9 protein-coding genes, 1 tRNA gene and 1 rRNA gene are annotated in these 13638 nt (G+C 71.7%); 5 read left to right on the top strand and 6 right to left on the bottom strand.

The window, feature by feature from the left end; all coding sequences use genetic code 11:
- The first annotated feature begins 33 nt into the window (after positions 1-33).
- A complete protein-coding gene (locus FV233_RS07720) occupies positions 34-651 on the top strand; it encodes a ParB-like protein (protein ID WP_147897131.1) in 618 nt (205 codons plus the stop codon).
- A 135-nt stretch (positions 652-786) separates the two neighbouring features.
- Here the strand turns inward: FV233_RS07720 and queE are convergent, their stop codons facing one another.
- Positions 787-1419 (bottom strand): 7-carboxy-7-deazaguanine synthase, encoded by a 633-nt coding sequence (gene queE / locus FV233_RS07715; RefSeq protein ID WP_147856631.1) that lies wholly within the window; start codon positions 1417-1419, stop codon positions 787-789.
- Positions 1420-1673: 254 nt separating this feature from the next.
- Between queE and FV233_RS07710 the strand changes: the two genes are divergently transcribed.
- From FV233_RS07710 to nth, 4 genes are all read left to right on the top strand, one after another.
- A complete protein-coding gene (locus tag FV233_RS07710; RefSeq protein ID WP_147897130.1) occupies positions 1674-3179 on the top strand; it encodes a D-alanyl-D-alanine carboxypeptidase family protein in 1506 nt (501 codons plus the stop codon).
- 64 nt (positions 3180-3243) lie between these two features.
- Positions 3244-4332 (top strand): GTP-binding protein, encoded by a 1089-nt coding sequence (locus FV233_RS07705; protein ID WP_147897129.1) that lies wholly within the window; start codon positions 3244-3246, stop codon positions 4330-4332.
- Positions 4333-4435: 103 nt separating this feature from the next.
- Positions 4436-4948, top strand: a complete 513-nt coding sequence (locus FV233_RS07700) for a hypothetical protein (RefSeq protein ID WP_147897128.1) — start codon at positions 4436-4438, stop codon at positions 4946-4948.
- A 57-nt stretch (positions 4949-5005) separates the two neighbouring features.
- A complete protein-coding gene (nth, locus tag FV233_RS07695; protein ID WP_147857129.1) occupies positions 5006-5713 on the top strand; it encodes an endonuclease III in 708 nt (235 codons plus the stop codon).
- A 9-nt stretch (positions 5714-5722) separates the two neighbouring features.
- Here the strand turns inward: nth and FV233_RS07690 are convergent, their stop codons facing one another.
- The 5 genes from FV233_RS07690 to rrf form a co-directional block, all read right to left on the bottom strand.
- The gene (locus FV233_RS07690; RefSeq protein WP_147857130.1) at positions 5723-6040 is read right to left on the bottom strand and encodes an HPr family phosphocarrier protein; all 318 of its coding nucleotides are present in this window, start codon (positions 6038-6040) and stop codon (positions 5723-5725) included.
- A 274-nt stretch (positions 6041-6314) separates the two neighbouring features.
- The gene (locus FV233_RS07685) at positions 6315-10583 is read right to left on the bottom strand and encodes a translocation/assembly module TamB domain-containing protein (RefSeq protein WP_246689938.1); all 4269 of its coding nucleotides are present in this window, start codon (positions 10581-10583) and stop codon (positions 6315-6317) included.
- Positions 10584-10811: 228 nt separating this feature from the next.
- Positions 10812-12758, bottom strand: a complete 1947-nt coding sequence (locus tag FV233_RS07680; RefSeq protein WP_187277854.1) for a BamA/TamA family outer membrane protein — start codon at positions 12756-12758, stop codon at positions 10812-10814.
- Between the two features lie 549 nt (positions 12759-13307).
- A tRNA-Met gene (locus FV233_RS07675) sits at positions 13308-13384 on the bottom strand.
- Positions 13385-13512: 128 nt separating this feature from the next.
- Positions 13513-13628 (bottom strand): 5S ribosomal RNA (gene rrf / locus FV233_RS07670).
- Positions 13629-13638 lie beyond the last annotated feature (10 nt).

Below are 13638 nucleotides of genomic sequence, written 5' to 3'. Positions count from 1 at the left end.
CTGCGCGACAGAACAACGCAGAAAGCCCGAGCCATGCCTATCCGCGAGCCGCTGCTCAAGCCGATCCCGATCGCCGATCTGCGCCCGACGCAGATGACGGTGGGCTACCGGGAGGTCGAAGAGAAGCGGCGGCGCTGGCGCAGCTACGACGGCGACAAGAAGAAGGCCTTCCTCGGGGCGCACATGATCCCGACCGTGCTCGGCCCCAAGAAGCGCCACTACGTGGTGGACCATCACCATCTGTCCCGGGCCCTGCAGGAAGAGGGCGTGGAGAGCGTGCTGGTCACGGTGCTGGCCGACCTGCACCACCTCAAGAAGGATGCGTTCTGGACGGTCTGCGATCACAAATCCTGGGTCTATCCCTACGACGCCGCGGGCGTCCGCCAGGATTTCAAGGCCATCCCGAAGGCGATCGGCGACCTCGTCGACGACCCGTTCCGAAGCCTCGCGGGGGAGCTGCGCCGGGCCGGCGGCTTCGCCAAGGACACGACGCCGTTCAGCGAGTTCCTGTGGGCGGACTTTCTCCGCCGCAACATCAAGGAGAAGCGCATCGAGGCCGACTTCTCCGAGGCGCTGGAGAAGGCGATGGCACTGGCCAAGTCCAAGGACGCGGGCTACCTCCCCGGCTGGTGCGGCCCCTCCAAGGGGTGACGGGCTGAGCGCGGTGCGAATCGCTCCGCACAGGGCATCGGCCACCGGGCCCGGCACCGGCTCGCGGAGGGCGACCATGATCCCGTTCAGCGACAGCGGGATCCGATCGCCGAGGGGCAAGGCGCGTCCGACCCCCTACGGAATCCCGATGATCTTGTGCGTCTGCAAGGACAGGCGCCAGCGGGCGTCCTGCCGGCAATACGCGATGGCGGCCTGGGTGCTGGCGCGCTGCTCCGGGCCGTCCATCGGCTGCAGGAAGCGGTGCCGGAAGGCGAGGCCGACGAAATCCGCCGGGTCGGCGTCGGCCTGGGGATAGACGAGCTTCAATTCGTGCCCTGTTTTCTGCGCCAGGGGATTGCCGCCCTTGGGGCTGACGCAGATCCAGTCGATCCCCGGGGGGGCAGGCAGCGTGCCGTTGGTCTCGATGGCGATCTCGAAGCCTTCGGCATGCACAGCCTCGATCAGGGGCGTGTCGAGCTGGAGCAGCGGCTCGCCGCCGGTGAACACGACGTAGCGACTCTCCGGACCCCCGGACCAGGTCCGCGCGATGGCGCCGGCCAACGCCGCCGCGTCGGCGAAGCGTCCGCCGCCCTCCCCGTCCAGGCCGACGAAGTCGGTGTCGCAGAACCGGCAGGCAGCGGCCGCGCGGTCGGCCTCGCGCCCCGACCATAGATTGCAGCCGGCGAATCGGCAGAACACCGCGGCGCGTCCCGCCTGGGCGCCCTCCCCCTGCAGGGTGTGGAAGATCTCCTTGACCGCGTAAGCCACCGCTGTTCCCGAACTCTTTTCGCCCGACCGCCATCCCGCACATAAGCGGCGGGCGGCCCGTAGACCACCGACAACCACGCGGCGCAGACCCCGGGATCCGTCTCGCCTTGCTCTTGCCACGGTAGCGACGTTCATGCCGTGATGCAGCACGACGACCGCCCCCAACGGTCCGGGCCGCGCGAATCCCGGCCTGCCGGCCGGACGTCCGGTGCCTCGGCGCCGACCCTGGCGATCCTCTGACGAGTCGGGCTCGAATGTCCTCTTCTCTCCTCCGGCGCGTAACCGTCGGATTCGCGGCGTTGACGGGTCTTCTCGGCACGAGCCTGATCGGGATCCAGGCCGCCGGCGCGTTCACCGCCCCGATTCTCGTGGTCGATGTCGATTCCGGCAAGGTGATCTATTCGCAGGCCCCGACCGATCCCTGGTACCCGGCCTCGATCACCAAGCTGATGACCACCTATGTCGCCCTGGACCTGGTGCGGCAGGGCAAGGTCTCGCTCGATTCCATGATCACGATCTCGGCGGCGGCGGCCTCCGAGCCGCCCTCCAAGATGGGCTTCAGGCCGGGCACGCAGCTGACCCTCGACAACGCCCTCAAGATCATCATGGTCAAGTCGGCCAACGACGTGGCCTACGCGATCGGCGAGACGCTCGGCGGTTCGGTCGAGGGCTTCGCCGACCAGATGAACGAGACCGCGCAGCGGATCGGCATGCGCGACAGCCGCTGGACCAACCCCAACGGCCTGCCCGACCCGCGCCAGTGGACCTCGGCCCGCGACATGGCGGTGCTGGCCCGGGCGCTGATCCGCGACTTCCCGGATTCCCACGACCTGTTCTCGATCTCGGCGATCCAGTTCGGCCGCGCCGTCATGGCCAACCACAACGGCCTGCTCGGGCGCTATCCCGGCGCCGACGGCATGAAGACCGGCTTCATCTGCTCGGGCGGGTTCAACGTGGTGGCGACCGCCTCGCGCAACGGCCGACGGGTCATCACCATCGTGATGGGCCAGCCGAGCCCCCGCGAGCGCGACGTGAAGGCCGCCGACCTGTTCGACTACGCCTTCACCCAGAGCGCCGGCTGGACCAGCCCGACCCTCGACGCCCTGCCGGCCTCCGCGCTCGGCGCGCCGCCGGACATCCGCCCCTACGTCTGCGGCGGCAAGAAGCCCCCGGCGATCGACGACGGCGCCGGCGCGGTCAGCGCCCCGGGCTCGGCGGCGCAGCTCATCGGCGGCTCGGCGGCCAATTCCCCGGCGCTGGCGATGGCGGCCTTCTCCAGCTCGGCATTGCGTGCCCGGACGCTGCCGCCGCGGGCCCCGCTCCAGCCGATCGCGGTCTGGGTCGGGCGCAATCCGGCCGAGGGCCAGCAGATCCTGGAGGCTCAGGAGAACGCCCAGAAGGCGGTCGCCGCCAACACGCGCGCCGCCAAGCTCGAAGCCGCCAAGGCCAAGCGCGAGGCCGCGCTGCAGGCCGCCAAGCAGGCTCGCGAGACCCGGCTTGAGCAGGCCAAGGCGGCGAGCGCCGCCAAGGCCGCGGCCAGGCCGGCTTCGAAGGTCGCCGTGAAGCCAACCCACGGCCTGCCGCGCAACGCCAGCGCCTACACGTCCGTCGAGACCCCGGGCATGCCGGAGGCCAAGCCGGGCAAGGGTCTCTCGAAGCCCGCCGCCAAGCCCGCCGCTCACAAGGCGCCGGCCAAGCCCGAGGCCCGGAAGGCCGAGGTGAAGAAGCCTCAGGGCAAGAAGGCGGCGGCCGAGGAGTAGCGTCAGTCCGGCATCGCACCCGGGCGCGTTGCCTCCGGACCCGAAAACCCCCATCTCGGCGGCCATGTCGTTGACCGCCTCGCCCGCCTCTGATCCGCTCCGCCCCGAGCCGATCCCGCTCACCGTGCTGACCGGCTTCCTGGGAGCCGGCAAGACCACGCTGCTGAACCGGCTGCTGCGCGATCCGGCGCTCGCCGACACCGTGGTGATCGTCAACGAGTTCGGCGAGATCGGGCTCGACCACCTGCTGATCGAGTCCATCGACGAGGACATGGTCCTGCTCGGCGCCGGCTGCCTGTGCTGCACGGTGCGGGGCGACCTGATCGCCACCCTCGAGGACCTGCTGCGCAAGCGCGACAACGGCCGGATCACGCCGTTCCGCCGGGTTGTGATCGAGACCACCGGGCTGGCCGACCCGGCGCCGATCCTGCACGCGCTGATCTATCACCCGTACATGGTGCTCCGGTACCGCCTGCAGGCGGTGGTGACGGTGGTGGATGCGGCGACCGGTGCCGCCTCCCTCGACGCCCACCCGGAGGCGGTGCGGCAGGCCGCGGTGGCCGACCGCATCGTCCTGACCAAGGCGGACCTCGCCGGCGACACCGCCGGGATCCGCGCGCGGCTCGCCGCCCTCAACCCGGCAGCCCCGATCCTGTCCCCGGACGCGTCGGCCGAGGACCTGCTCGGCGGGCTGTTCGGCCTCGACGGCAAGGGCGCCGACGTGCGTGCCTGGCTCGGCGACGCGGCCCTGGACCTCCCGCACCAGGCCGACGTGAACCGACACGATGCGGCGATCCAGGCGGTATGCCTGACCAGCGCTGCGCCGGTGCCGCGCCCGGCCTTCGAGATGTTCATGGACCTGCTGCGCTCCGGCCACGGCCCGAAGCTGCTCCGGCTCAAGGGCATCGTGGCGCTGGCCGACGACCCGGAGCACCCGATCGTGGTGCACGGGGTCCAGCACGTGTTCCACGCGCCCCTGACCCTGCCGGCCTGGCCCGACCCCGACCACACCTCACGGCTCGTGCTGATCCTGCGCGACCTCGACCCGGCCTTCGTCCAGCGGCTCTGGGACGCGTTCCTGGGCCGGCCGCGGGTGGACGCGCCCGACGCCGCCGCGCTCACCGACAACCCGCTGGCGATCCCGGGGGGCTGATCCGCCGGGCGGCACCGTCCTTGAAGCCATCGACCCGAACGGCGCTTCCGAGGCGCCCCTACGTCCCGGACTGGGACGGTTGGTCGAAGGATCGGGACAGGCGATGGCGCAACGCTTCACCGTGATACAGGGCGGCCTCACCGGGACGGCGGTGCGCGAGCCCGCGTCGGAGCGGCCGCATCCCGGCCTCGCCCTGGCCTGGAGCCGGGACGTGCAGGCCGGCGCCCTTGCGCCGCTGGAGGCCGCCGAGGCGGTGGACCGCGCGATCCGCACCCGCCTGGCGGCCCTCGGCCGTCCGGTCCGCAGCGCGGGTGCGGTCACGGCGCCGGTTCGGGCCGTGGAGCGTGCGCGCCGGACGCGGACGATCCCGGCGGACAGCGTCCTGGGCGTACGGCCCCCGGGCTGGGCGCCTCAGGCGGTGTCCGTCCCGGTCTTCGATGATCGCGTTCCGGCCGCCACCGCACCGGCCGAGCCCGCGCGGGTCGGGGCGGCCGGCCGCAACTCCGCCCGGGGCGGCGCGCTGCGGCGGGCCTTGCTGCGCCGGGTCGATGCGATCGCGGTCGGTCTGTTCAACCTCGGCGCCGGCCCGGTGGCCTGGCGCCGGGCGCGGGGCTGAGCGGGGCCGTCAATCCGCCGCGTGTCGGGCCGGCCGTCGCCACCCTAGCTGGTCCGCATGGCGCGCGACACACTCCACGGCCTCCGGCCCAAACCCCGCCGGACCAAGGCCCCAGCGGCGCCCGCATCCCCCGGGGCGGCCGAGCGGGTCGAGGCCGTGATGGGGCGCCTCGCAGGCGCCGATCCGGACCCGAAGGCGGGGTTCGACGACACCGATCCGTTCCGGCTACTGGTCACCGTGCTGCTCTCGGCCCAGTCCACCGGCCCGACGGTGGCGCGCATCGCCGACGCGCTGTTCGCCCGGGCCAAGGATCCGGCGGGGATGCGGGCGCTGGGCGAGGCGGAGATCACCGACATCATCCGGCCGGTCGGGCTCGGGCCCTCGAAGGCACGTAACATCGTCAAGCTGTCCGCAGCCCTGATCGAGACCTACGGCGGCACGGTGCCGCGCAGTGCGGCAGAGATGCGCCTCCTGCCCGGCATCGGCCGCAAGAGCGCCGAGGTGACAGCGAACTTCGCGTTCCATGAGCCGGTGATCGCCGTGGACACCCATGTGTTCCGGGTCTCGAACCGGATCCCGCTGGCTTCCGGCGGCACCGTGGATGCGGTGGCCGACGGCCTCGCCCTCGCGGTGCCGGAGCGCTTCAAGGACGGCGCCCATGTCTGGCTGTTCCGGCACGGGCGCGACACCTGCACGGCCCGCAAGCCCGACTGCCCGCGCTGCCCGGTCTCGGATCTGTGCACGTGGCCCGGCCGGGAGATCTGAGCCGGCCTCCTACTCGTCCTCGCCGAACCGGTTCGCCAGCAGGGCCTCGATGCCGTCGAGGCAGGTCTGCGCATCGGGGCCGACCGCCGTGACGGCGATGCGGGTGCCCATGGCGGCGCCGAGCGTCAGCAGACCCATGATCGAGCGCCCGCCCACCGTCTCGCCAGCCCGGGTGACGGTCACCACGGCGTCGTAGCGTTCCACGGTCTGCACGAACTTCGCCGAGGCGCGGGCGTGGAGGCCGCGCCGGTTGATGATCGGCAGCATCCGCAGGAAGCCGCCCTCCGGAACCTCCGGATCGTCATCCGTCTCGAACAGCTCGTCCATCGCCCTTCGTGTTTCCCACCCGTACCGCAGCTGACCGCGCGGCTTGCTTCGACACCTAAGCAGACTTGGCCCGCGCGGCCAACGGATCTTCGGCCGAGCACTTTAAGCCGACGCAAGTTTTGAAGACAGAATTGCGCGGCCACCTGATGGGGCGCAGCCTGATCATTGGTCGAACGGTCTATGCGCATTCCCCCTCCACCGCAGAGGGGGGAGGAAGCGAGGGTGTCAGGTCTCGACAGTCAAATCCGCGAGCGCGAGGAGAAAGCCCCCGTCCCTACCACTCGTACTCCGCACCCACGCCCAAACTGGTGCGCCCGTCGCTTCCCGCCTCGCCCTTGAGCTTGATCCGGCGGGTGACATCGAAATCGACGCCGACGGCGGTGTCGGCGGGCTTGGCGCCGGCCTTCACGCCGACGGAGACCCGGTCCGAGATGTAGCGCGAGGCGCCGCTGGCGCCCGTGGAGACGTCGAGGCTGTCGAGCCCGAGGCTCTTGCGGGCCTGCTCGAACACATCCGGCCCGGCGGCTCCGCCCGAGAGCTGCGCCACGGCCTGTGCCAGCTGCAGCGCCTGGAACGGCGACAGGCCTCCCGCGGCCTTCTTGAACAGCAGGCGTGACAGGATCTCGTCCTGGGGCAGCACCGGATCGGAGGTCAGGCTGAATTGCGGTGCGTCCGCATAGCCGCTCACCGCGACCCGGGCGGTGACGTCGCCGGCCTTGGTCTCGGCGGCGAAATCGAGTTCCGGCGTGGTCAGGCTGCCCGCGAAGGTCAGGTTGCCGCGGCTGAAATCGAGACGCTGCCCGACCAGCTGGAACACCCCGCGGCGCATGCCGAAGCCGCCGACCGCGTTCGGCGCCCGCGACGTTCCGGTGACTCGGAGCGATCCGCCGAGTTCGGCATCGATGCCGCGCCCGCGCACGAAGATCCGGCTCGGAGCCTCGATGCGCACGTCGAGGGTGGCGTCGAACGGTACGGCGGGTTTCTTCTGCCGTTTGCCGGGTGTGACTGCCGCCTTGCGGTCGGCCCGCAGCGCCAGCCGCGCCCGGACGTCGGGCGGCGTGTTGACGTGGCGCACGCCCGGCAGGGGCTTCACCGTTGAGGGCAGCCGATCGGGCACGGCCACGTCGATCGACACGATGTCGACCCGGCCGGCGATCCGCGGCGTCCGGGCCAGCGGGCCGGCCAGGGTGAGATCGACGCTCGACACCGCATTCATCAGCGGGCTGGAGACCAGCTCCGCCTTGTCGGCGGTGACATGGAACTGCCCGGGGAAATCCGGCTCCAGGGCGACCCGCCCTGTGACCGAGAGGCGGCCGCCGTTCCGGGCGGACGCCGTGAGGCTCTCGACCACGAGGCTGTCGCCGCGGCCGGTCACGCGCCCGTCGATCGCGGTCAGCCGGATGCCGTTGACCGGGTCGGTGAAGCTGCCGCCGCTCAGCACCGCCGAACCCTGGGCCTTGGGCGCCGCCAGGGTGCCGGTGACGCCACCGTCGATGGCGACCCGCCCGGTGACGCTCTGCCCGCCGGTGCTCAGCAACGTGTTGGCGAGGGACGCGTCGAGGGTGCCGCGGGCGCGCAGGTTGAGCGGGCCTCCGGCCTCGACGGGCAGCGAGCCCGCCACCGTCAGGGCGACGCCGCGCCCGGCCGTGACCCGGCCGTCGAGGCTGGCCTGCCCGTCCGATAGGGCTCCCTTGGCGCTGGCATCCACCGGCGGCAGGCCGGCCTGACGGGTCTGGGGTGCCACGAGTTTCGAGACGGTGAGCGCGTAATGGCCCTCCGGACGCCCCGCGGGGCCGTGCAGGTCCGCATCGCCGTCCACCGTGCCGGAGAGGGCGAGATCGGGCGCGGCGATCCGGGCCAGCGCCAGTGGCAGCGCGCGGATCGCCACCTTCAGGTCGAGGTCCTTGCCGGCCCGGCCCGAGACCGTGACCCGGCCGGTGCCCGCCGCGATCGACAGCCCCTCGATCACCGCGCCGCCGTCACGCAGAGTGACGGAGGCCGGCCCGGTCAGGGCGAAGCGGTCGCCGCCGCGGGCGGCCGAGAGGCGCTGGATCTCGATGCGGGTGTCGTCGTCCGGCACGACCCGGACCGCGCCGTCGAGGTTGAAACCGCGCGCCTTGGCGGTGAGCGTCACGTCGCTGCCCGCCGGGCTACTGAGCGCGGCGAGCCGGACCGTGTCGATCTGCTGGCCGGCGGCGAGGAGGCGGTCGGCGTCGAGGCGCCCGTCGAGTGCCGGGTGGGCGCGCAGGTCGCGGCCCTTCAGGTCGGCATCGAGGCGGTTGAGGCCGTAGGCGCCGTAGCGCAGGGCGGCGCCGGTCGCCCGGATCGCGGCATCCTGACGGCCGCCGTCCCGGGCTAGGGTGACCGTGGCGTCGAGCTGCCCGGCCACGGGCTCCGGGGCGAGCGGCGAGATGTCGGCGAGATTGGCTGCCTTCACGGATAGCGTACCGGCCGACAGCCAGGTCTCGGCCGCCACGGTGGCGTTGCCCGAGACGGCCACCGAGCCGAGGTTGAGGTCGAGCCGGTCGAGCACCCAGTCGGGCCCGGCCTTCGCCACGTGGGCGCCGCCGCGCAGCGCCTTGCCGGCGACGTCGCCGGACAGCGTGAGCGTGCCGTCCGGCGCAAGCAGGGCGTCGGAGAGGACGGCTTCGGCCCGCAAGTCACGGATCGGCTTGCCGTCCGCGGTCGCGGCCGGCGCCGTGACGGTCGCGGCAAGCTGGGGATGCTCGAGGGAGCCGGTCATGCGCGCGTCGATGCCGGCGCGCCCGGTCAGGCGCCCGTCGAGGTCGGCGAGGCTCTTGAGGTCGATGCGGCCGGTGACATCGGCTGTCGCCGAGGTCGCCTCGCCCTGCAGGGTGGCGGTCAGGCCCGAGCCCTCCAGGCGCAGATGCTCGAACCCGTAGCCGTCATAGGATTGCGACACCCGCCCCTGCAGCGTCGGCGCGCGGCCGAGCGCCCGGTCGGCCGCCGCGATGCCGGTGGCGAGGCCAGCACTGGTGACGGTGAGGTCGGCCGCCAGCGCCTTCCGGGCCGGATCGCCGGTGAGGCGTGCCTTGGCGTCGAGGCTGCCGGCGAGCCCGCGCCCGGCGAGGCCGGAGAACACCGCCAGGTCCGGCAGCGCGGCGTCGAGGGTGCCGGTCAGCGTGTTCTGTCCGACCCGTCCGGCGTAGCTCGCCTTGGCGGTGTCGGATTCGATCCGGAGGCTCGACACGTCGATCACCCCGTCCGGCCCGGAGGCCGCCCGCAGGGTCAGTTGCGCGCGGCTGCCGAGAGCGCGACGCAGGGCCGGGTCCGCCAACCGCAGGCCGTCGACCTTGCCGTCCGCCGTGATGGAAAAACGCTGGGCGGACGGATCGCCCTGGGGATCGACCCCGAGGCGCGCCTCGATCCGGTCAAGGCTGGAATCCCGGCTGCGCAGGCCGGCCGCGTCGAGGGTCCCCCGCACCGTCGGCGCGGCGAGCGGCCCCTTCACGCTGCCGTCGAAAACCAGCGTGCCGATCTCGGCCTCGCCGGCCTTGGTCACCGCGCCCTCGGTGGGCAGCGCGCGGGCCTGGAGCGTCAGGTCTGCGATCCGGTCCTTGGTCAGGCTGCCGCTGGCTGCGAGCCGCGCGGTCCGCGAGGTCAACTCCAGCCGGTCGATCCGGAAGGCGCCGCTATCCGCGAAGGCGAAGCCGCCGTCGAGCTTGGTCGTGCCGGCGAAGACCGATGCGGCCGGACCCGGCACGAGGCCCTCGATCCGGGCCGCGAGGTCCAGGGCCAGCCGACGCTCGGCACCGATCCGGGAGATCTTGGCGCCGCCCTTGGCGCCGATATCCGGGCCGGCGGTGAAATCGAGATGGGCGTTCCAGGCATCCAGCGTGCCGGTGCCGACGAGGTCGAAATCGATCGGCGGCGTGCCGGGGACGTTGGCCGCCTTGGACAGCAGCCCGCCCGCCGGCTCGACCAGGTTGGCCTTCAGCTCCAGGCGGTCGCCCTGCGGCACGTAGACCAGCGACAGCAGGAAGCGCCCGGCCGCGTCCAGGCGCTGAGCCCGGGCCTGCAGATCGAGCCCCTCGCTTGCCGCCCCGAGCCGCGCCTTGCCCTCGGCCGAGAGCCGCGCCGGCTGACCGGCCACGGGCTCGCCCAGCACCAGCTCGGCCAGCTTGAAGCCCTTGATCTCGACCTTCACGGGCAGGTCCGGCAGCAGCTTGCCGTCCGGCTTGGCCTCCGGCGGGGTCGGGCCGGGAATCGGCCGGCGCAGCACTTCGATCCGCCCGATCTCCAGGCTGTCCACCTCGAGCCGGCCCGACAGCAGCGCCAGCCGCCGCCAGACGATCCGGGCCCGGTCGAGCTTGAGCCATACGCCGTCGCGGTCGCTCACCGCCACGTCGCGGATCGTGGCGTCCGAGGACAGGGCCCCGTCCACCGCCCCGATCGCCACGCGCGACGACGGTGTCGAGAGCGCCCGGGACAGGAGCCCGCCGAGCACGGTTTTCTCGCCGTCGTCGGCGTGGGTCGTGTTCGGAGCGACGGAGAAGATCGCGCATCCCAGAATCAGGCACAGGGCGATCAGGACCCGCGCGGCGCCCCTCCTCCTTTTGCGGGGGAAGGTGGCCCCCGAAGGGGGGCGGGAAAGGGGAGCGACGCCTCCGGAGATGACGCGATGGGCGTGAAATCCTGCGCCGTCTCGCTGTCCCTCTCCCGACCCGGCCTGACGGCCGGCCCACCCTCCCCCGCAGAGGGGAGAGGGAGAGCGTCCGGATCCGCCCCGACCTCCAAAAAAATCTGCCATTCAGAACGCCTGCCCCAGGCTGAGATACAGAACAGCCGGGCGGACATGGCCGCCCTTGTAGGGATCGAGCGGGAAAGCGAGATCGGCGCGGATCGGGCCGATGCCGGTGTAGTAGCGCAGCCCGATGCCCACCGATTTCCGGATCTTCTCATCGAAATCCGGCAGGGCCGAGGCGAAGGCGGTGCCCGCATCGAAGAACGGCACCACCCCGATCGTGTCGGTGATCTTGATCCGCGCTTCGATCGACGCCTCCAGCAGGCTGCGGCCGCCGATCGGCAAGTTGAACGGACCGATCGGCCCGAGCGTCCGGTACGGGTAGCCGCGCACCGAGCCGCCGCCGCCCGCGAAGAACCGGAAATTGTCCGGGATGTCCCCGAGCGGCGCGCCCGAAACCGAGCCGAAGCCGATCCGCCCGGCGAGAATGTAGCGGGATTCGTCGTCCAGCGAATAATAGGTCGAGCCCTGCGCCTTCGCGACGACGATCCCGGGCGACGAGATCGCCCCGGGATAGGCGGCGAGCGACGCGATCGCCCGGAACCCCTCGGTGGGATCGAGCAGGCTGTCGGTGGAATCGTAGGTCACCGAGGCCGGCACGCCGATCAGCCGGTAATTGACCGTACCGAGGGCGTCCTTCGAGCGCCCGGCCTGCGCGTCCAGCCCGATCTGCGCCGAGAACGTGTCGGAGAACCGATGCCGGATCGCGCCCGAGACCCCGCCGCCATCGACCAGGTAGCTCTGCTGCACCTCGCGGGTGATGAAGGCGTTGGCCAGGAAGTCGTTGCGGGTGCCGCCGAGCGCAGGCTGAACGTAGGTCGCCGACAGGCGCCCGCCCAATCCGTTGGTGCCGATCCCGGCGATCTTGCGCTGGGTTGCGAACGGGTCGTTGCCCAACCCGAGGTAGTAGATGTCGGCATCGAGCCGGAACGTCTCGCCGCCGCCGAACAGGTTGCGGTTGGCGTAGTACGCGCGCACGCCGGGCCCATCGACGGTGGAATACCGCGCGGAGACGCCGACGAGATTGCGCTCGCGTTCGCTCAGTTCTGCGAAGAGCGGCAGGTTTCCGTCGGCGTCGAGCGCCGTACCTTCGCGGATCCGCGCCGCGCCGATCGCCTCGACGCGCGTCAGCGATCGGCGGATCGCCGCCACGGCCTGGGGCGAATACGGGTCCCCGGGCTCCGCATAGATGAAGGACCGGATCGTCGCCGGGTCGATCCCTGGCGCACCGCTGACCGCCACCGGCCCCAGCCCGGCGACGGGGCCAGGCTCCACCGTGAAGGTCACATCCATGACGTGAGCGGTGTCGTCCACCACCGGGTCGCGCGCCACCACTTTGGCGAAGGGGTGCCCCTGCGCCCGGAACTGGTCGACGATCCGAGCCTCCCGGGCCAGCACCGTGGCCGACCGGGCCGGAACGTCGTCGTCCACCCGGGTGATCCGCGGTGGTAGCACCGCCTCAGGGAACGGTCGGCCCGCACGATCCCGCACCGTGATCCGGCGCAAGGTGTAGAGCGGCCCGAGATCCACCGCGATCCGCACCGGCACCAGGCCACGGTTGCGCCACCGTTCGGCGGCCCCCACGGCGGCCGCGGGACCGGCCTGCCCCGCCACCGGAACCGAGTCGATCCGGATCGCGGCCGTGCCTTGATAATAGCCGTAGCCTGAGAGCACGTCGGCGAGCTTGGGCAGGTCCACCTCGGCCCGGCGCAGCAGCCCCTCCCCGTCCGGCGGCGGATCCTGGCGCAGCCGATACAGGGTCGAAATGTCCTGAAGCGCCTGGAGGACGTCGGAATCGTCCGTCCCCGTGATGCGGACCGCATAGGGCAACGCCGTCGCGCTGGGCGCCGGCGGCTCGGGCTCCGAGCCGAACAGGCCGAACAGGTCGAAGGCGCGCGCCGGCTCCGCAAGCAGCGCGCCCAGCGGCACGGACAGGGCTGCGGCGAGCGTCAGCGTCGGCAGCGCACGGCGCGCACCGGAGACGGGCGATCGGTTGAGGCGAGCGGAGAGGCGCAAAGCGCGCTCGTCAGCCCCGATGGCGGTCGGCCGTGCCGCTCGCTTCAAAATCCATCGCATTCCCCCCCAGACGCCCTGCAGCGTACCCCGACCCTCCTTAACGGTCTCGCGATCCCAGGCCAATAACGGCTCAGGGTTAGGTCGGGGATGAAGTTTGTCGCATCATGGCATATGCGCCGCGACAATCACGGTATCGCGGATGAGCCAGCGCGCCAGTGGGGTAAGGCCGGCATCGATACGCACGACCGGGCGCCGTCGATCATCTGGATCGCTTGCAAGTCGGGAATATTGCGACCGTGTCCGTCTGACACCGGAACAGCCCAAACGGCGTTCCGACCCCCCTCCCCCGAAAAAAAGCGCGAAGTCCGGCATTGGAACCAAGGCGACCTCCGGAAGTGGTTTCGAGATCCTGTGTTGAGACACGAAAAACCCGGTCCGCGTGAGCGGGCCGGGTTTTTGGTGGTGGTCGGGTGGTCGGAAGGGATTTGGTTGCGGGGACAGGATTTGAACCTGTGACCTTCAGGTTATGAGCCTGACGAGCTACCGGGCTGCTCCACCCCGCGCCAAGGTTGTGCGGCTGATCCGGGCTGGCTGGCGCTGGTTGGCGCGCTCCGGGGCCGTAGCGATGGTCGTGTCGAGGGAATGGCGCGGGCTCATGTGAGCGGGTGCGCTGTGTGTTTGCGATGTGCGGGTCTGGCGGCGACCGACTCTCCCGTGCCTTGAGACACAGTACCATGGGCGCTGGCGTGTTTAACGGCCGAGTTCGAGATGGGATCGGGTTCTGGGCACGCCGCTCAAGCCACCAGACCGGCGCATC

This window comes from Methylobacterium sp. WL7 (assembly GCF_008040085.1).
In the GTDB taxonomy this organism is placed as follows: Bacteria; Pseudomonadota; Alphaproteobacteria; order Rhizobiales; family Beijerinckiaceae; genus Methylobacterium; species Methylobacterium mesophilicum.
The sequence above is the reverse complement of the archived record's forward strand: the minus strand, read 5'-3'. Positions and strand labels throughout refer to the sequence as shown.